A 17,977-nucleotide genomic window follows, 5' to 3' on the forward strand; every position below is an offset into this window, starting at 1 on the left:
CGCGGGTGCGCGAAGGAGAAGGGGCGCTGGTGTTCAGAAGCGTATTGATGATCGAGAAGGCCCTGACGTCCGCCGACGTGGAGTTCGTCACCACCCTGCACGGGGACGAGCAGGTCACCTTCCATGTGCTGCTCCAGCCGCGCGGGGACCAGGCCGACCGCCTGCTCAGGGCCATCGACGACATCGCCCTCGGCGAGCTCGACGAGGCCGCCCGCGAGGGCGCCACCCCCGAGGGCGCCGACGCGAAGGCGCTCGGGGAGCAGGCCCTGGACGTGTCCCTCACGGCGCTGCGCACGGCGGGCAGCGAGGCGGAGGGCCGGCTGATCGAGGACCATCCGCTGGACGCGCTGAAGACCCTCGTCGGCGAGGTGGACGCGGACGAGGTGATCGTGCTGACCGACCCCCACTACGTGGAGGAGTTCTTCCACCGCGACTGGGCCTCCAGGGCCCGGCACAAGGTGGGGGTCCCGGTGCTGAAGCTGTTCTCGCACAGCAAGGCGTGACAGCGGGCCCTCGCTGACCAAGCACTTGGACAGCACGGAATAAGGTGGGGGCGCGCCCATCGCCGGGCGCGCTCACCGACGTACCGGATCTTGGGAGATACGCGCATGGCACCCGGCCTTCCCCCCGCCATGGACCGACCGCACTTCATCGGCATCGGCGGCGCCGGGATGTCGGGTATCGCGAAGATCCTCGCGCAGCGCGGGGCCAAGGTGGCCGGCAGTGACGCGAAGGAGTCGGCGACCGCCGAGGCGCTGCGGGCGCTGGGCGCGACCGTGCACATCGGGCACGCGACGGAGCACCTCGCCGACGACGCGAGCTGTGTGGTCGTGTCGTCGGCGATCCGGCAGGACAACCCGGAGCTCGCCCGCGCCGCCGAACTGGGCGTCCCGGTCGTGCACCGCTCCGACGCGCTCGCCGACCTGATGGACGGCCTGCGCCCGATCGCCGTCGCGGGCACCCACGGCAAGACCACCACGACGTCGATGCTGGCGGTGTCGCTGACCGAGCTGGGCCTGAGCCCGTCGTACGCCATCGGCGGCGACCTGGACGCGCCCGGCTCCAACGCCCTGCACGGCGAGGGCGACATCTTCGTCGCCGAGGCGGACGAATCGGACCGCAGCTTCCACAAGTACGCCCCCGAGGTCGCGATCGTCCTCAACGTGGAGCTGGACCACCACGCCAACTACGCCTCGATGGACGAGATCTACGAGTCCTTCGAGACCTTCGCCGGCCGGATCGTGCCGGGCGGGACGTTGGTGATCTCCGCCGACCACGAGGGCGCCCGGGAGCTGACCCGGCGGCTGGCCGGATCGGTCAGGACGGTGACGTACGGCGAGGCGGCGGACGCCGACGTACGCGTGCTGTCGATCGTTCCGCAGGGCCTGAAGAGCGAGGTCACCGCCGTCCTGGACGGGCAGGAGCTCACCTTCACGGTCTCCGTCCCCGGCCGCCACTACGCGCTCAACGCGGTGGCCGCGCTCGCGGCGGGCGCGGCGCTGGGCGTCCCGGCCGCCGGACTGGCCCCGGCGCTGGCCGCGTACACCGGCGTCAAGCGGCGCCTCCAGCTCAAGGGCGAAGTGGCCGGCGTCCAGGTGATCGACTCCTACGCCCACCACCCCACGGAGATGACCGCCGACCTCGAGGCGATGCGCGCCGCCGCGGGCGACGCCCGGATCCTGGTCCTCTTCCAGCCGCACCTGTTCTCCCGCACCCAGGAACTGGGCAAGGAGATGGGCGGGTCCCTGGCCCTCGCGGACGCCTCGGTCGTCCTCGACATCTACCCGGCCCGCGAGGACCCGATCCCCGGCGTCACCAGCGACCTGATCATCGAGGCGGCGCGGGCGGCGGGCGCGGACGTCACGCCCGTCCACGACAAGGACCGGGCGCCGGCGGTGATCGCGGGAATGGCGAGGGCCGGTGATCTCGTTCTCACCATGGGCGCGGGCGATGTCACCGACCTCGGCCCGCGGATCCTGGACCAGCTGTCGAAGTGAGGGGCTGAGGCTCATGTCGTACGACGTCGAGAAGCCGGACGAGCAGTGGCGCGCGGAGCTGAACCCGGCCGAGTACGCGGTGCTGCGGCAGGCCGCCACGGAGCCCGCCTTCACCGGTGAGTACACCGACACCAAGACCGAGGGCGTGTACTCCTGTCGCGCCTGCGGTGCCGAACTCTTCACCTCCACCACCAAGTTCGAGTCCCACTGCGGCTGGCCGTCCTTCTACGACCCGAAGGACACCGACGCCGTGGAACTCATCGAGGACCGCACCCACGGCATGGTCCGCACCGAGGTCCGCTGCGCCCGCTGCGGCTCCCACCTCGGCCACGTCTTCGAGGGCGAGGGCTATGCGACGCCGACGGACCAGCGGTACTGCATCAACAGCATCTCCCTGCGGCTGACTCCCGACGAGGGCTGAACCCCAGGGGAGCCACCCGTGCCGTGTCCGAGCCGGTTTGAGAGTCTGTGGGGGTGAGGGCCGTCGCGCGCTGGATCCGGTCCCGCCGCAGAACCGTGGTGGCCGCCCGGGCGAGCCGTGGGCACGCTGCGGCGCGCGAGCACGGCGTTCCGGCCGGTCCGAAGGACCTGCGGGCCGTGGTGGCCGGGATCGGGACCACGCTGGACGAGCGGACCACCTGCGCGGAACTGACCCGGGCGGCCGTGCGGCTCGTCGGCGGCGCGGCCGCGGTACTGCTCAGGACCGGCGACACGCTCTCGCGGTACGAGTCGGTCACCGGGTGCCCGGGCCTGCTGCCGGACGTCCGGTGGGCCACGGCGACGTGCCGCGAGGCCGTCACCCCGGCGGCCGGCGGCCCGGCCGAGCCGTGGACCCGGCATCCGGCCTCGGGCCGTGCCCGGCCGGCGCTCTGCCTGCCGCTGACCACCGGGGAGAACCGTTTCGGCGTGCTGGTCTGCGCCCGCGACGGCGCGCCCTTCGCCCGCGCCGAGGCCGAGCAGCTCGCCCTCCTCGCCGAACGCGCCGCCTCCCACATCCGGCACGCCCGCGAGTACGAGCGGGTCAACCGCACCGCCGCCGACCTCCAGCGCGCCCTGCTCGCCGAGCCCGGCCGCCCGCACCCCAACCTGGACGTCGCCATCCGCTACCTGCCCGTGGGCGGCCGCGCGCTGGTCGGCGGCGACTGGTGCGAGACCGTACGGCTGCACTACGGGCGCACGCTGCTCGTCGTCGGCGACGTCATGGGGCACGGTCTGGAGGCGGCCGTCGACATGAACGCCTACCGCTCCTCCCTGCGCGCCATCGCCTCCGCCGACCTGCCGCCGCACCGCGTACTGCGCCAGATGGACGACATCGCCTCCCGCGAGGCCGACCTCAGACCGGCCACCTGCCTGCTCGTCCGCGTGGACCCCGGCCGCCGCCAGATCACCCTGGCCGGCGCCGGCCACCTCCCGCCGGCCCTGATCACCCGGTCCGGCACGGTCTCCCTGCTGCCCGTCCCGGTCGGCCCGCCGCTCGGCACCGGCTTCGGCGGCTACGAGTCCGCCACCTACGAGCTGGCCCCCGACCAGACCCTGGTCCTGTTCACCGACGGCCTCGTCGAACACCGGGGAGAGGACATCGACCGCTCCCTGGACCGCCTGGCCGGCCTCCGCTTCACCGCCGGGGCGGCCGTCGAGGACCTCCTCGAGACGATCCTCACCGGCCTCGACGTCCGCAACGCCGAGGACGACGTCGCCGTACTGGCGGCCCGCCCCCACCTGCTGCCGCGGGAGGCCGTCACATCGACGGGGAAAGCGGCGGGCCGGGGGAACACCGACGCGACGGGCCGGTGACGAGGCCGGTCCTCAGACCGGCGCCCCCACGGGCAGCCGGACCGTGAACACGGTCGGCCCCACGCCGCCGCCCAGCGCGATCGTCCCCCCGTGCGCCTCCACCAGCGCCCGGGCCACCGACAACCCCAGCCCGCTGCCGCCCCGGTCCCGGCTGCGTGCCTTGTCGACGCGGTAGAAGCGGTCGAAGACGCGGGCACGGTCGGCGGCGGGTATGCCGGGGCCGGAGTCGCTGACGCGTACGCACACCGCGCCGGCCTCGCGGGAGACCGCCACGGACACCTCGGTACCGGCCGGCGTGTGCACCGCCGCGTTGGTGAGCAGGTTGTCCAGGACCTGCCGGATCCGCAGGGGATCCAGGCGCAGCTTCACCGCTTCCGGCCCGGTGGTGAGGGTCAGCGGACGGTCCGGGTGGCCCGCGCGGAAGGCGTCCGCCGCCTCCCGCGCCAGCTCCGTGAGATCGGCGTCCGCCGGGCGCAGCGGCGCCTCCATCTCCGCCGCGTCCAGCCGGGCGAGCAGCAGCAGATCGTCGAGGAGCACACCCATCCGGGCGGCCTCGGCGCGCAGCCGGGCCAGGTGGCGGTCGCGTTCGGCGGGCTCGTTGGCGGCCGCGTACTGGAAGAGGTCCGCGTAGCCCCGTACCGACATCAGCGGGGTGCGCAGCTCGTGCGAGGCGTCGGCGACGAAACGGCGCAGCCGCTGCTCGGCCTCCGCGCGGACGGCGAGGGAGGCGTCGATGTGCTCCAGCATGGTGTTGAAGGCGGTGCGCAGCTCCTCCACCTCCGGCCCGCCGCCGGGCGCGTCCGCGCGCAGCGGCAGCCGGGCCGCCGACTCCGTCAGGTCGTGCGAGGCGATGCCGTGGGCGGTCGTCGCCATGTCGCTCAGCGGTTGCAGGCCGCGCCGCAGCATCTTGCGGCCGAAGACCACCAGGGCCAGCAGCGCCAGCGCGAACGCCACCACCTGCACGACGACCAGCCGGCGCACCGTCCCCTCGACGTCCGCCAGCGGAGCGGCGCTGACCAGCACCACCCCGGGCTCCACCTCGCAGGCCCGCAGCCGGTAGGTGCCCTCGCCGGAGATGTCCGCGGTGCGCGAGACCTCCGTGCCCGAGCGGGCCCGCTCCTCGGCGAGCGCGGTGAGGGCGCGGGTGTCGTCCGGCACGTCGGCCGGCCTGCGCAGCACCGCCGAGCCGCCGGAGACGTCGTACACGGCCGTGTACCAGCCGTAGTACGGCTTGCGGCGGACCGTGCCGTGGGTGGAGGCGTCCTTGGTCTGCACGGTCTGGACGAGCTTGAGCTGCTGGGCCAGCTGCTGCTGGAGGTAGTCGCGCATGTACGTGGTCAGCGCGGTGCCGACCACCGCGAACACCACGAGCGACAGCGCGCCCAGACCCAGGGCCAACCGGGTGCCCAGGCGCAGTCTGCGGTACGCGTCGCGCAGGCTGTGCGTCAGTCGGCTCGCTCGGCTCACTCGGCCGCCTGCCGGACGACGTACCCGAAGCCGCGCACGGTGTGGATCAGCGGCTCCGGACCGGTCTCGTCGAGCTTGCGGCGCAGCCGGCTGATGACCAGCTCGACGACGTTGGAGCGGCCCCCGAAGCCGTACTCCCAGACATGGTCGAGGATCTGCGCCTTGGTGAGCACCGTCGGGGACTTGCGCATCAGATAGCGCAGGACCTCGAACTCGGTGGGGGTGAGGGACAGGAGCCGGTCGCCGCGCCGCACCTCCCGGGTGTCCTCGTCGATCGTCAGGTCGGCGACCCGGACGACCGACCGCTGGAAACCCGGACCGGCGCTGCGCCGCAGCACCGTGCGCAGCCGGGCCATCAGCTCCTCCACCGCGAACGGCTTGACCAGGTAGTCGTCCCCGCCCCGGGTCAGCCCCGCGACCCGGTCGGCGATGCCGTCGCGCGCGGTGAGGAACACCACCGGCACCATCGAACCCGAGCGGCGCAGCCGGTCGAGCACGCCGAAGCCGTCCACGTCGGGCAGCATCAGGTCCAGGACGACGATGTCCGGCCGGAACCCGGCGGCCTTCGCCAGCGCCTCCTCACCGGAGTACGCGGTCACCGCCTCCCAGCCCTCGTACCGGGCGACCGTGGCCACCAGGTCGGCGATCGGCGGGTCGTCGTCCACGACGAGGAGTCGTACTTTTTCCACCCGCTCATCCTCCTCGACGCGCCTGGCGGCGCCAGCCCCGCCCGTTGCCACCGGCCACATCGATATCCAGTTGAAAGTCGTCCGACAGGAAAACGACAGCAGCCCCGGGCGAAGCTCGACTCCCAGGACCCGATCAAGGAGCTGCCGTCCCGTGACGACCGTCCAATCACCCCCTGCGCCCCCCACGGCGATACGTCCCAGGGTGGTGGCCCGCACCGGTCTGTACGCCGTGCTGGCCGCGAACGCGGCCGTGGTCGCCTACTTCTTCACGCAGGCGGGATTCGCCTCGAACGCCCTGATCGTCATCGGCCGCTTCGCCGGCCTGTACGGGGCCCTCCTCATGGCCTTCCAGCTGGTGCTGGTGGCCCGGCTGCCCTGGCTGGACCGCCGCATCGGCATGGACCGGCTGACCTCCTGGCACCGCTGGACCGGCTTCGGCATCCTGTGGACGCTGCTCGCGCACGCCGTGTTCATCAGCCTCGGGTACGCGGACGGCGCCGGGGTCGGCCCGATCAGCGAGCTGGTCGACCTCGCCGAGACGACCGAGGGCGTGCTCCGCGCGATCGTCGCGCTGGGCATCGTCCTCGTGGTCGGTGCCGTCTCGGCCCGCTACGCCCGCCGCCGCCTCGCCTACGAGACCTGGCACTTCATCCACCTGTACACCTATGTGGCCGTGGTGCTCGCGTTCAGCCACCAGGTCGCGGTCGGTACGACCTTCACGTCGTCGTCCGCCGCGAAGACCTACTGGTACGCGGTGTGGGGCGTGGCGCTCGGCTCGGTGGCCGTGGGCCGGCTGGTGCTCCCGCTGTGGCGCAACACCCGCCACCAGTTCCGCGTCTCCGCGGTCGTCCCCGAGTCCGACAACGTCGTCTCGGTCCACGTCACCGGCCGCGACCTGGACAAGCTGCCCGCGCAGGCCGGCCAGTTCTTCCTGTGGCGCTTCCTGACCCGCGACCGCTGGTGGCAGGCCAACCCGTTCTCCCTCTCCGCCGCCCCCGACGGCCGCACCCTGCGCCTGACCGTCAAGGCGGCCGGCGACGGCAGCGCCGCCCTGCGGCACATCGAGGTCGGCACCCGCGTCTTCGCCGAGGGCCCCTACGGCGCCTTCACCACCCTGCACCGCACGAAGTCCGAGTCCCTGCTCATCGCCGGCGGCGTCGGTGTCACCCCGATCCGGGCGCTGCTGGAGGACCTGGAGGGCCACGCGGTCGTCATCTACCGGGTCGCCGGCGAACGCGACGCCGTCCTCTACGACGAACTGCGCGACCTCGCCCTCGCCAAGGGCGCCGAGCTGCACCTGGTCACCGGCCCGCCCGTCCCCGACAAGCTGGCGCCGCGCGAGCTGGCCCGGCTGGTCCCGGACATCGGCGACCGGGACGTCTTCCTGTGCGGGCCGCCCCCGATGATGAACGCGGTGCTGCGCAGCCTCGGCGACCTGGGCGTGCCCAAGCAGCAGATCCACTTCGAGCGTTTCAGCCTGGCGGGATGAGAGGGACACCGTGAAGCGAGCCATACCTGTCGTCGCCCTGAGCATCGCGGGCCTGGTCCCGGTCTGGCGCTACGAGCCGTCGATCGGCACCGCGACGTCGTCCAGCGCCGAACCCGCCACGCCGTCCGCGTCCGCCTCCTCGGGCACCACGACCTCCGGCACGGTCGTCAGGGGCACGACCATCGACACCGAGAAGGGTCCCGTCCAGGTCCAGGTGACCTTCGACGGTGACGAGATCACCGCGGTGCGGATGCTCCAGCAGCCGAACCATCCGCAGACGACGGCCGCCGTGCCGAAGCTGGTCGCGGAGACGCTGAAGGCGCAGAGCGCCGACATCGACACCGTGTCGGGCGCGACGATCACCAGCGAGGCGTACGAGAAGTCCCTCCAGGCCGCCATCGACCAGCACGGGAAGTCGGCTTCGCCCGCGGCGTCCGTCGCTTCGCGGGTGGTCGCCGGTTCGACGGTCGACACCGAGAAGGGTCCCGTCCAGGTCCAGGTGACCCTCGAGGGCGACGAGATCACCGCGGTGCGGATGCTCCAGCAGCCGAACCATCCGCAGACGACGGCCGCCGTGCCGAAGCTGGTCGCGGAGACGCTGAAGGCGCAGAGCGCCGACATCGACACCGTGTCGGGCGCGACGATCACCAGCGAGGGCTACAAGAAGTCGCTCCAGGCGGCGCTGGACGAGGCCTAGATGCGGCGCGTGGAGCAGGTGATGGGGTTCCCCGTGTCGTTGCGGATCGACGACGAGCGGATCCCCGAGGGTGTCGCGGACGCGGTGTTCGACTGGCTGCGCGAGGTCGACACCCGCTTCAGCCCCTTCAAGCGGGACAGCGAGGTGTCCCGGCTGGACCGGGGCGAACTGGGGCCGGGTGAGCTCAGCGACGACCTGACCGAGGTCCTCGGCCTGTGCGAGGAGTACCGGACCGCGACCGGCGGCGCCTTCGACGCCCGGCTGCCCGGCCGGGGCCTGGATCCCTGCGCGGTGGTCAAGGGCTGGTCCGTGCAGCGGGCGGCCGAGCTGCTCGCCGCGGCCGGGGTGCGACGGTTCTGCCTCAACGCCGGCGGTGACGTGGTCGCCGCCGGAGGCCCCTGGCGGGTGGGGATACGGCACCCGGAGCACGCCGACCGGCTGTGCGCGGTGCTCGCGGTCACCGACGCGGCGGTGGCGACCTCCGGGCGCTACGAGCGCGGCGACCACATCGTCGACGGGCGCACCGGGCGTCCGGCGACCGGCCTGCTCAGCCTGACCGTCGTCGCGCCGACGCTCACCGAGGCGGACGCGACCGCGACGGCGGCCTTCGCGCTGGGCGAGGAGGGCGTGGCATGGGCCGCCGCCCGGCTCGGCTGCGAGGTCTTCGCGGTCGACGCCGGGCGGCGGGTGGTACGGACGGAGGGCGTGCCGCTGGCCTCCTGAACCGGCTCCGGCTCCGGCACCGGTCAGCCGGCGTCGGAGGCGTCCAGGCGGTACAGGCCGCTGCTCGTGGACGTCGAACCCGAGCCGTAGGCCGAGGACTTCACCGCCGTCCCGTGCTTCTTCACCCAGGCGGTGATCTCGGAGTTCGAGCCCTGGCCCGAGCCCTGGCCGCCGTCACCGACGACGATGTAGTGCAGCTTGCCCGCCTTCACCAGGCTCTTCAGCTTGGCGAGGGTCATGGCGTCGTCGCTGCCGGACCAGCCGCCCATGGAGATGACGGGCTCGCCGGACTCCAGGATGATCGAGGAGGCGGTCTGGTCGGTGGCCACCGCGACCAGCCAAGCGGCGCCGTCCTGGTGCTTCTTGAGGTAGCTGATCATCTCCGAGCTCACCTGGGTGCCGCCGCCGTCCATGCCGCCGCCCGTGCCGCCGGCGCCGGGCCTGGTGCCGCTCGGCACATCGCCGCTCGGCGCGTTGCCGCCCGGGGCGCCGCCGCTCGGGCGCTGCCCGCCGCCGCCCATGCCGCCGGTGCTGGGCCCGGCCGTCGGGTTGGTGCCGTTGGTGCCGGACGTGGCCGCCGACACCGCGTACGCGGCGGGCCCGGCCAGCAGCGTCACGACCGCCGTCAGCGCCGCCAAGCCCATCAGTCGCCGCCGCCGCATGAACCGCCCGGCGAGCAGACCGAGCACGGACACCGCACCCGCGACGCCGACCACGGCCTCCGCGACCGTGTACACCGTCCCGGACCCGGACACCCGCTGGAGCAGGACGACCGCCCACACCGCGCTCACCGCGACGGCACCGGGCAGCACCCACCCCCACCCGGCCGAGGCGCCGTCCCGGAACGCCCGGTACAGCAGCACCCCGCCCGCACCGGCCAGGGCCGCGATGCCGGGCGCCATGGCGGTGACGTAGTACGGGTGGAAGGTGCCCTCGGCGAGGGAGAACGTCAGGTAGTGCAGGACGAACCAGCCGCCCCACAGCACGAGCGCCGCCCGCTGCGGGTCGGTACGCGGCGCCCGGCCGCGCAGCACCAGGGCGCCGGCCAGCGCGACCGCCGCGAACGGGATCAGCCAGGAGATCTGGCCGCCCATGATGTCGTTGAACATCCGGTACAGGCCCGCGCTGCCGCCGAAGCTCGCCCCGTTGCCCTGCGAGCCCACCGACGAACTCGCCCCGAAGATACGGCCGAAGCCGTTGTAGCCGATGACGAGGTCCCAGACCGTGTTGTCGGTCGAGCCGCCGATGTAGGGGCGCGAGGAGGCCGGGATCAGGTCGACGACCACCATCCACCAGGCACTGGAGACCACCAGGGCGAGCGTGCCGACGGCGAGGTTGCGGACGCGGCGGCCGAGCGAGGTGTTCGCGGCCCACAGGTAGACCAGGAAGAACGCGGGCAGCACGACGTACGCCTGCATCATCTTCGTGTTGAACGCGAAGCCGATCGCCACCGCCGACCACACCAGCGGCATCAGGCGTCCGGTGCGCACCGCCTTCAGCAGGGCGGCCGCGCCGAGCAGCATCAGGAACACCAGGACCGGGTCCGGGTTGGTGTCCCGGGTGATCGCGACGGTGATCGGGGTCAGCGTCAGCGCCAGCGCGGCGATCGTCGCCGCCACCGGCCCGAAGTCCCGCTTGACCAGCCGGTGCAGCAGGGCGACCGAGCCGGTGCCCACGGCGACCATGGGCAGCGTCAACTGCCAGGTGCCGTAGCCGAAGACGCGGGCGGACAGGCCCATCACCCACAGCGCGAACGGCGGTTTGTCGACGGTGATGAAGTTGCCGGAGTCCAGCGCGCCGAAGAAGAACGCCTTCCAGCTCCTGGTGCCGCTGTAGACGGCCGCGTCGTAGAAGGTGTTGCCGGTGACGGAGGAGAGGTTCCAGGCGTACAAGGCTGTGGCCAGCACCAGGATCGCCCACAGCGCGGGGCGGGCCCAGCGGGGGTCCTCGGGGGCGCCGGTGGCGCGGCGACGGCCTGTTCGGGCGGGCGCGGGCGGCGGGGCGAGAGTCGTCATGGCAGTGACCATCGGGGCCGTGTCTGGGCCCGTGCTGTGGCTTCGCTGAGGGACGGATGAGAATCAGCGGACTCACAGCTTGCGCACAGTGTGGTCACGACCGGCTGCCAGGCCGTCGCCCGCCGAAGTACTGAAACACTTGAGGTCTAGACTCTGCACCGCAACGGCCAGCGCAACGACGACCGTGGCCGGAGAACGGGCAGTTCCTGCCACACCCGAAGGGTATTCGGCGTTTTGATACGGATAGATTCAGTCACCAAGCGGTACCCGGACGGCACGGTGGCGGTCGACCGGCTGTCGCTGGAGATTCCGGACCGCTCCATCACCGTCCTGGTGGGGCCCTCCGGCTGTGGCAAGACCACGACCCTCCGCATGATCAACCGGATGATCGAACCCAGCGAGGGCACCATCCTCCTCGACGGCGTCGACCTCCAGAAGCAGCCGGTCAACACCCTGCGCCGGTCCATGGGTTACGTCATCCAGAACGCCGGTCTCTTCCAGCACCGCACGATCATCGACAACATCGCCACCGTGCCCCGCCTGCTGGGCTGGAGCAAGGACAAGGCGCGGGTGCGCGCGGCGGAGCTGATGGAACGGGTGGGGCTCGATTCCGCACTGGCCAAGCGCTACCCCTACCAGCTGTCCGGCGGTCAGCAGCAACGCGTCGGCGTGGCACGGGCGTTGGCCGCGGACCCGCCGGTGCTGCTGATGGACGAGCCGTTCTCGGCCGTGGACCCGGTGGTACGCAAGGGCCTTCAGGACGAACTCCTGCGTCTCCAGGCCGAGTTGGGCAAGACCATCGTCTTCGTCACCCATGACATCGACGAGGCCATCAAGCTGGGCACCATGGTCGCGGTGATGCGCACCGGCGGCAAGCTGGCCCAGTTCGCCCCGCCCGCCGAACTCCTCTCCGCGCCCGCCGACTCCTTCGTCGAGGACTTCCTCGGCACCGACCGCGGCATCCGCCGGCTGTCCTTCTTCCCCGCCACGGAGCTCGAGTTGCAGACCGCGCCCGTCGTCGCCGTCGACGCGAGCGCCGAGAAGATCGCCGCGCGCGGCACCGCCGACGTGCCCTACCTCCTCGTCACCGGCGTCGACGGCCGGCCGCTCGGCTGGAGCAGCCCGCAGGACCTCACCCCCGGCCAGATCGACCCCGAGCGGCTGCTCCCGTACGGGCGGCCCTTCGCGCCGGCCACGGACTCGCTGCGGGCCGCGCTCGACTGCGCGGTGCTCTCCCCGACCGGCTGGGCGGTCGGCGTCGACGACGCCGGGCGGGTCGTCGGCGTCGTCTCGCAGCAGGTCATCGGCGAGGCCATCCGCAGCGCCCACGCGGCGGCACCCACCGCTGCCAAGGTGGCCGGATGAGCGGCGGCCTCTTCCACCTGCCGAGCGACCTTCAGAACAGCTACTCCGGACTGATCGGGCTGCACCTGCGCGAGGCGCTGCTGCCGGTCCTGGCCGGCCTGCTGGTGGCCCTGCCGGTCGCCCAGCTGTGCGTGCGGCTGCGCTGGCTGTACGCACCCGTGCTGTGGGTGACGACCGTGCTGTACGCGATCCCGTCGCTGGCCTTCTTCGTGGTCCTCATCGACTACACGGGCCAGACCGAGACCACGGTGATGATCCCGCTGGCCGTCTACAGCCTGGTCGTCCTCGTCCCGGCGATCGTCGACGCCGTCCGCTCGGTACCGCAGGAGACCCTCGACGCCGCCACCGCCATGGGCTTCGGGCCCGTACGCCGCTACGTGCAGGTGCAGTTGCCGATCGCGGTGCCCGCCATCCTCGCGGGACTGCGGGTCGCCACCGTGTCGAGCATCTCACTCGTGAGTGTGGGCGCGCTCATCGGCAACCAGGGCGCGCTCGGCAACCTGCTCTACGACGGCATGTCCTACCACCAGCCGCGTCTGGTCTGGCTGTCCGTCATCGGCTCGGCCGTCCTGGCCGTCCTCGCGGACGCCGTGCTGGTCGTCGTCCGTCTGCTCCTGACGCCCTGGATGCCGCGCGGCACCCGCAGGGCCCGACCCGTCGACGCCGAGGCCCGGCCCGAACCGGCCGCGGCCGCCCTGGAGGACGCCGTCCGATGAACGTGCTCCACTTCGTCAACGCCTTCTTCAGCGACGGCTCCCACTGGCACGGCTACGACGGCATCCCCACCCGGCTGCGCGAGCACGTCCAGTACTCACTGATCGCCCTGGCCATCGCCACCGCCATCGCCCTTCCGGTGGGTCTGCTCACCGGGCACACCGGACGCGGCGGCAACGTCCTGGCCCTCATCGCCACCGCCGCTCGGGCGCTGCCCAGCTTCGGCCTGCTGGTGCTGATGTTCGTCCTGATCGGCTTCGGTCTGGTGCCGGTCATGATCCCGCTGGTCGCGCTCGCCGTCCCGCCGATCCTGGTGACGACGTACGAGGCGATGCGTTCCGTCGACCCGTCCCCGGTGGACGCCGCGCGCGGCATGGGCATGGGGGAGCCGCGGATCCTGTTCCAGGTCGAACTGCCGGTCGCGCTCCCGCTGATCCTCAGCGGGCTGCGCTCGGCGGCCATCCAGATCGTCTCGACGGCCACCATCGCCGCCTACGTCAGCCTCGGCGGGCTGGGGCGGTACGTCATCGACGGCCTCTACCAGCGCAACTACGAGAAGGTGGTGGGCGGCGCCACCCTGGTGGCCCTGCTCGCGGTGGTCACCCTCACGGTCTTCTCGGTGCTGAACAGGATCACGGTGTCACCCGGAGTGCGCCGCGCGGGCTGAGCGCCCCCGTCTAGCGCGCCTCGGTGCGGGCCAGCGCCAGCTCCAGTACGACGAGCAGCGCGTCCCGCACCGAGCCGCGTTCGCGGGCGTCGAAGACCAGCACGGGCACGCCGTCGGTGACGTCGAGCGCCCAGCGGACCTCGTCCAAGGTGTGCTCCACCTTCCCGTCGAAGGCGTTGACCGCCACCGCGAACGGGATGCCCTTGTGCTCGAAGTAGTCGACGGCGGCGTAGCAGTCGTCCAGCCGGCGGGTGTCGACGATGACGAGTCCGCCGACCGCGCCCTCGACGATGTCGTCCCACATGAACCCGAACCGCTCCTGTCCGGGCGTGCCGAACAGGTACAGCTTGAGCGTCGGGTCGATGGTGAGGCAGCCGAAGTCCATCGCCACCGTGGTGGTGGTCTTGCGCGGGGTGTGCGTGAGGTCGTCCACGCCCGCCGCGACCTCCGTGATCGCGGCCTCGGTGGTCAGCGGCTCGATCTCCGAGATCGCGCCCACGGCGGTGGTCTTGCCCACGCCGAAGCCGCCCGCGATGACCATCTTCACCGGCAGCGGCGGCCGTACGGCCGTCCGCGCGGCGGGGCCGCCGGTCGGAGCTTCAGTCGGTGTCACTCAGTACCCCCCGGGAGTCGGGGATGGCGCGGAGGCCATCGATAACCCTGCGCAGGACGGACGCGTCGTGGGTGGCGTCGTGGTCGGGCACGTACACCGTCAACTGCCCGGCCGAGCGCAGATCCTCGGCCAGGACGCGGACCACGTTGAGGTGCAGTCGCAGCCGGGCCGCCAGCTCCGCGATCGACTGCGGGAGCCGGCAGGCGGCGACGATGTCGTGCTGCTCGAAGGAGAGCCGGTCGAGCGCGTCGAGCCCCTCGGCGGTGGCCACCACCTGGGTCTCGACGGGCACCGTCCGGCCGGGGCCGCTGTCCGCGACCCGGCCGGCGGTGACCAGGAACGGCCGTACGGCGGAAGCGGGGCCGACCGGGTCGGGGCCCGGGGGCGGGAGGCCGTCCGCCATGACTGCGTGTCTTCCTCTCTCGGCTGTCTCGACTCGCGTGACCGGCGGGCCGGTCAGCGCCTCGACGGGACGCCGACGGTGTTCTTCAGTTCGAGCACGAGCTGGGGGCTGAGCGCGGCACCGGCCCGGTTGGCGAACAGCGTCATCTCGTACGCGATGTTGCCGAGCTTGGCCTCCTTGTCGGCGACCACGCCGAGGACGGCGCCGTTGCCGATCGCGGAGACGATGACGTGGCCGCCCTCCAGATCGATGATGACCTTGTTGAGGCCCCCCAGCCCGTAGTTGCCGGAGGCACCGGCGGCCAGGCTGGTGATGCCGGAGACGATCGCGGCCAGCCGCTCGGAGTGGGCGCGCTCGCGCAGCTCCGACACGGCGATGAGCAGCCCGTCGGAGGACACGGCGATGGCGTCCACGACACCCGCGGTCTCGGTCGCGAATCGGTTGAGCAGCCAGTTGAAGTCGGCTGCGGCGGCCTGCAGATCGGTCGGCGGGGTGCCGCCCGTCGGGGTGTCACCTGTCGACGTGCTCACTGCTCGGCTCCTTCCGTACGGTGGTTCTGGTCCTGCGCGTGGTGCGTGGTCGGGGTTTCGCCGGTCGCGTCGGCCGGGCCGGTCGCGTCGGGGAGCGGGACGTCACCGGTGTCGCTGTCCCGTCGGGCGCGTTCCACCGCCGCCTCGAACTCGTCCAGCGCGTCCCGCACGGCGTCCGCGTCGACGGTCCGCGTCGTCTGCGGTACGACCTGCGCGGCACCGGCGGTCGTCCGGAGCGTCGCTCCGCGCACGCGGCGGCGGAGGGGGCGGCCGCCGTCGGCGGTCGGGGGAGTGCCGTCACCGGCGCCGGTGACGCGCGGGCCCTTGTCGTCCGCGTCCGCCGACTCGCGGCGCGGGACCCTCCGGGGGAGCGGGGAGGGGTGGTCCTGGCCGGCGGCCGTGTCCGGGGACATGGCGTGACCGTGGCCGTGGCCGACGGGCGCGTCCGCGTCCCTGGAGCCGCGGGGCTCCGCGGGTGCGGAACGGGCGACGGGGACCGGCCCACCGGGGCCGGAGCTCGCCGGGTCGCTCACCGCGGTACCGGAAGGCACCGGGCCACCGCCCGCGGCCGCCACGCCGGTCGGCGCCGGGGCGCCGGACGACTCCGCCGGAGCGTCGGAGGCCACCGTCAGCAGCAGGCGCGCCGGCAGGGTCACCTCGGCCGTCATACCCCCGCCGGGGGTACGGGACAGCTCGACCCCGATCTCCCAGCGGCGCGCCAGCGTGCCGACCACGAACAGGCCCAGCACCTTGGTGGGTACGACGTCCAGCCGCTCGCGGCGGATCAGACGGGCGTTCTCCTCGGCGAGGCGTTCGGCACTCATGCCGAGGCCGTGGTCGGTGATGACGACGTGGGTGCCCTCGGCGCCGGAGCGGACCGACACCTCGACGGGGCTGCCCGCGGGCGAGAACGACACGGCGTTCTCCAGGAGTTCGGCCACCATGAGGGTGAGGTCGCCGATGATGTCGGGCTGGACCACCGCGTCCGCCGCGGCGTTCAGCCGTACCCGCTGGTAGCCCTCGATCTGCCCGAGCGCGGCCCGTACGACGTTGCTGAGCGAGGTGGGCCCGGCGTCCAGGACGGTCTCCCGGATGCCGGCCAGCAGCATCAGGCTGTCGGCGTTGCGGCGCAGGCGCACGGCGATGTGGTCGATGGAGTACAGCCGTTCCAGCAGCTCCGGATCGGTCTCGCCCCGCTCCACCGCGTCGATCAGCGCGAGCTGCCGGGTGGTCAGGTTGCTGACCCGGCGGCCGACGTTGCCGAACATCTCGGCGACGTTGCGCCGGCTGAGCACCTGCCGCTCCAGCAGCGCGGCCGCGGTGGTCTGCACGTGGTTGAAGGCTTCGGCGAGGTCGCCGATCTCGTCGCGGGCGGTGACGGGCATGTCCCGCAGCAGGGGCGCTCCGTCGTCCTCGGCGTCGTCGTCGGCCACCCGGGCCAGTTCCCGGCCGGCGACGTCCGCGACCTCGTGTGCCACTCCGGTGAGGGCCGCCACGGGCCGGATCACCGAGCGGCGGACCATGACCGCGAAGGCGAGCCACAGGGCGAAGCCGATCAGCGCGATGCTCAGCAGCAGGCCGGCCCGCCACTGGGCCGAGCCGGCCGCCGAGTCGGCCCGGTCGGCGATCCGGTCGATCAGCGAGGTGGTGATCTCCAGCCGGGCCGCGGCCTGTCGCGGGTAGTCGGGGTAGTCGAGCAGCGCGTCCTTGACCGCCGTGCTGATCTCCGCCTGGTTGCCGGCCTCCAGCTTGCCGGGGTCGATCTGGAGCTCGGCGTACGACTCGGCGATGTTGCGCTGCGACGGGGTGTGCTCGAGCCCGGCCAGCGTCTCCGCCTGGTCCTCGCTGGCGAACCGGGCGAACCGGTCCGCCTGGTGGTCGTACAGGTCGTAGGCGCCGACCGCGTTGGTGAACTCGATCAGCGCGTTGGTGTCCCCGGTGGTCGCCGAGAACACGCTGGTCTCGAAGGAGCTGTGGGCGGCGTCCGCGCGCAGCAGCGAGTCCAGCAGGTTGCCGGTGAAGGTCGAGGCCAGGGACGCGTTGCGGTCCAGCCCCAGCCCGTCGATGAGGTCCTGGGCGGCGTTGGTGTACGCCGGGTCGATGTTGTCGGCCGGGAGGTAGCCGTCCTGGACGGTCCCGCGCAGGCTGCCCAGGCCCTCGACCTGCCGCAGGGCCTGGACCTCGGTGTCCGCCAGCCGGTCGCCGAAGGTGTCCCGCACCTTCTCCACCTGGGCGTCGACCGCTTTCTGCGCCGTCCGGTAGCCGTGCGGCGAGGGCTTGCCGGGACCCGCCTCGTACCGTACGGAGAGCAGGATGGCCTGCCGGTGTTCGGCCTCCACGAGGTTCACCAGCCGGGCGACCTGGGCACTGTCGCGGACCAGCTGCGCCGCCGTCCGGGAGGTGCCGTACTGGTCGACGAGGTCGGTGATGAGGTAGGACAGCAATACGGCGATCACCGCGAGCGGCACGCCGACCAGGACGTTCAGCTTGCGCCGGAAGGGCCAGCGGTCGGCGAAGCCCCGGGCGTGCGCGTCCACAATCGTGGACACCGGGCCTCCTTCGTGGGGGTGTCTCCACCCGAACTGATGCGTAACGACACCGAAGCGGGCCCCGTACACCGCTGTGACCGACGTCAACTGCGGTGAGACTACAGCGTTCTTGAAGGGCTGATCAGCGGACTCCATGTCAAGAATCCGTTACAAAACAACCGCTTGAACTACACAACCAGCCACGGACTGAAGCCAAAGGGTGACCAAGAGACTCTTGACTGACCAAGAACCGCCTGGATTGGATCAGTCAGAGAGCGGTCCACCG

At 72.4% G+C, this 17,977-nt stretch carries 17 protein-coding genes; 10 read left to right on the forward strand and 7 right to left on the reverse strand.

Annotated features, from left to right (window positions below; translation table 11 throughout):
• Positions 1-29: 29 nt before the first annotated feature.
• The 4 genes from ABZ915_RS12780 (at position 30) to ABZ915_RS12795 (ending at position 3,791) form a co-directional block, all read left to right on the forward strand.
• On the forward strand, positions 30-503 hold the full coding sequence (locus ABZ915_RS12780) for an indole-3-glycerol phosphate synthase (protein WP_361800292.1): 474 nt from the start codon (positions 30-32) through the stop codon (positions 501-503).
• Positions 504-608: 105 nt separating this feature from the next.
• Positions 609-1,997 (forward strand): UDP-N-acetylmuramate--L-alanine ligase, encoded by a 1,389-nt coding sequence (gene murC / locus ABZ915_RS12785; RefSeq protein ID WP_361800295.1) that lies wholly within the window; start codon positions 609-611, stop codon positions 1,995-1,997.
• A 13-nt stretch (positions 1,998-2,010) separates the two neighbouring features.
• Positions 2,011-2,418 (forward strand): peptide-methionine (R)-S-oxide reductase MsrB, encoded by a 408-nt coding sequence (msrB, locus tag ABZ915_RS12790; RefSeq protein ID WP_361800298.1) that lies wholly within the window; start codon positions 2,011-2,013, stop codon positions 2,416-2,418.
• 53 nt (positions 2,419-2,471) lie between these two features.
• A complete protein-coding gene (locus tag ABZ915_RS12795) occupies positions 2,472-3,791 on the forward strand; it encodes a SpoIIE family protein phosphatase (RefSeq protein ID WP_361800301.1) in 1,320 nt (439 codons plus the stop codon).
• A gap of 12 nt (positions 3,792-3,803) precedes the next feature.
• Here ABZ915_RS12795 and ABZ915_RS12800 read toward each other — a convergent pair whose 3' ends face one another.
• Both ABZ915_RS12800 and ABZ915_RS12805 read right to left on the reverse strand, forming a co-directional pair.
• On the reverse strand, positions 3,804-5,258 hold the full coding sequence (locus tag ABZ915_RS12800) for a HAMP domain-containing sensor histidine kinase (protein ID WP_361800304.1): 1,455 nt from the start codon (positions 5,256-5,258) through the stop codon (positions 3,804-3,806).
• Positions 5,255-5,947: a response regulator transcription factor gene (locus ABZ915_RS12805; RefSeq protein WP_361800307.1), complete on the reverse strand. Its 693-nt coding sequence runs from the start codon at positions 5,945-5,947 to the stop codon at positions 5,255-5,257. The genes ABZ915_RS12800 and ABZ915_RS12805 overlap by 4 nt, the downstream gene beginning before the upstream one ends.
• A 151-nt stretch (positions 5,948-6,098) precedes the next feature.
• Between ABZ915_RS12805 and ABZ915_RS12810 the strand changes: the two genes are divergently transcribed.
• Genes ABZ915_RS12810 through ABZ915_RS12820 form a run of 3 tightly spaced genes read left to right on the forward strand, consistent with a single transcriptional unit; the run spans position 6,099 to position 8,856 of the window.
• Positions 6,099-7,436, forward strand: coding sequence for a ferredoxin reductase family protein (locus ABZ915_RS12810; protein ID WP_361800310.1), 1,338 nt, complete (start codon positions 6,099-6,101; stop codon positions 7,434-7,436).
• 10 nt (positions 7,437-7,446) lie between these two features.
• Positions 7,447-8,133 carry an FMN-binding protein gene (locus tag ABZ915_RS12815; protein ID WP_361800313.1) on the forward strand — a complete coding sequence of 229 codons (687 nt, stop codon included), beginning with the start codon at positions 7,447-7,449 and terminating at the stop codon, positions 8,131-8,133.
• On the forward strand, positions 8,134-8,856 hold the full coding sequence (locus ABZ915_RS12820) for an FAD:protein FMN transferase (protein WP_361800316.1): 723 nt from the start codon (positions 8,134-8,136) through the stop codon (positions 8,854-8,856).
• A gap of 23 nt (positions 8,857-8,879) precedes the next feature.
• Here ABZ915_RS12820 and ABZ915_RS12825 read toward each other — a convergent pair whose 3' ends face one another.
• Positions 8,880-10,871 (reverse strand): glycosyltransferase family 39 protein, encoded by a 1,992-nt coding sequence (locus ABZ915_RS12825; RefSeq protein ID WP_361800319.1) that lies wholly within the window; start codon positions 10,869-10,871, stop codon positions 8,880-8,882.
• Between the two features lie 234 nt (positions 10,872-11,105).
• Here ABZ915_RS12825 and ABZ915_RS12830 point away from each other — a divergent pair, with 234 nt between their 5' ends.
• Genes ABZ915_RS12830 through ABZ915_RS12840 form a run of 3 tightly spaced genes read left to right on the forward strand, consistent with a single transcriptional unit; the run spans position 11,106 to position 13,617 of the window.
• The gene (locus ABZ915_RS12830; RefSeq protein ID WP_361800322.1) at positions 11,106-12,236 is read left to right on the forward strand and encodes an ABC transporter ATP-binding protein; all 1,131 of its coding nucleotides are present in this window, start codon (positions 11,106-11,108) and stop codon (positions 12,234-12,236) included.
• Positions 12,233-12,952, forward strand: a complete 720-nt coding sequence (locus ABZ915_RS12835) for an ABC transporter permease subunit (protein ID WP_361800325.1) — start codon at positions 12,233-12,235, stop codon at positions 12,950-12,952. The genes ABZ915_RS12830 and ABZ915_RS12835 overlap by 4 nt, the downstream gene beginning before the upstream one ends.
• Positions 12,949-13,617 carry an ABC transporter permease gene (locus ABZ915_RS12840; protein ID WP_361800328.1) on the forward strand — a complete coding sequence of 223 codons (669 nt, stop codon included), beginning with the start codon at positions 12,949-12,951 and terminating at the stop codon, positions 13,615-13,617. The genes ABZ915_RS12835 and ABZ915_RS12840 overlap by 4 nt, the downstream gene beginning before the upstream one ends.
• 10 nt (positions 13,618-13,627) lie before the next feature.
• On the opposite strand, the gene ABZ915_RS12845 is transcribed toward ABZ915_RS12840, so the two are convergent.
• Genes ABZ915_RS12845 through ABZ915_RS12860 form a run of 4 tightly spaced genes read right to left on the reverse strand, consistent with a single transcriptional unit; the run spans position 13,628 to position 17,847 of the window.
• Complete coding sequence (locus ABZ915_RS12845; RefSeq protein ID WP_361800331.1) at positions 13,628-14,230, reverse strand: ATP/GTP-binding protein; 603 nt, start codon at positions 14,228-14,230, stop codon at positions 13,628-13,630.
• Positions 14,217-14,633 carry a DUF742 domain-containing protein gene (locus ABZ915_RS12850; protein WP_361800334.1) on the reverse strand — a complete coding sequence of 139 codons (417 nt, stop codon included), beginning with the start codon at positions 14,631-14,633 and terminating at the stop codon, positions 14,217-14,219. Before ABZ915_RS12850 ends, ABZ915_RS12845 begins: the two co-directional genes overlap by 14 nt.
• Before the next feature lie 53 nt (positions 14,634-14,686).
• A complete protein-coding gene (locus ABZ915_RS12855) occupies positions 14,687-15,163 on the reverse strand; it encodes a roadblock/LC7 domain-containing protein (protein ID WP_361800337.1) in 477 nt (158 codons plus the stop codon).
• Positions 15,160-17,847: an ATP-binding protein gene (locus ABZ915_RS12860; RefSeq protein ID WP_361800340.1), complete on the reverse strand. Its 2,688-nt coding sequence runs from the start codon at positions 17,845-17,847 to the stop codon at positions 15,160-15,162. The genes ABZ915_RS12855 and ABZ915_RS12860 overlap by 4 nt, the downstream gene beginning before the upstream one ends.
• Positions 17,848-17,977: the final 130 nt, after the last annotated feature.

Source organism: Streptomyces sp. NPDC046915, assembly GCF_040644935.1.
GTDB lineage: Bacteria > Actinomycetota > Actinomycetes > Streptomycetales > Streptomycetaceae > Streptomyces.

Excerpts from the sequence above, each read along its gene's own strand:
- ABZ915_RS12850 (WP_361800334.1), bottom strand. The coding sequence starts at position 14,633 with ATGGCGGACGGCCTCCCGCCCCCGGGCCCCGACCCGGTCGGCCCCGCT.
- msrB (WP_361800298.1), top strand. The coding sequence starts at position 2,011 with ATGTCGTACGACGTCGAGAAGCCGGACGAGCAGTGGCGCGCGGAGCTG.
- ABZ915_RS12835 (WP_361800325.1), top strand. The coding sequence starts at position 12,233 with ATGAGCGGCGGCCTCTTCCACCTGCCGAGCGACCTTCAGAACAGCTAC.
- murC (WP_361800295.1), top strand. The coding sequence starts at position 609 with ATGGCACCCGGCCTTCCCCCCGCCATGGACCGACCGCACTTCATCGGC.
- ABZ915_RS12820 (WP_361800316.1), top strand. The coding sequence starts at position 8,134 with ATGCGGCGCGTGGAGCAGGTGATGGGGTTCCCCGTGTCGTTGCGGATC.
- ABZ915_RS12825 (WP_361800319.1), bottom strand. The coding sequence starts at position 10,871 with ATGACGACTCTCGCCCCGCCGCCCGCGCCCGCCCGAACAGGCCGTCGC.
- ABZ915_RS12840 (WP_361800328.1), top strand. The coding sequence starts at position 12,949 with ATGAACGTGCTCCACTTCGTCAACGCCTTCTTCAGCGACGGCTCCCAC.
- ABZ915_RS12860 (WP_361800340.1), bottom strand. The coding sequence starts at position 17,847 with ATGGAGTCCGCTGATCAGCCCTTCAAGAACGCTGTAGTCTCACCGCAG.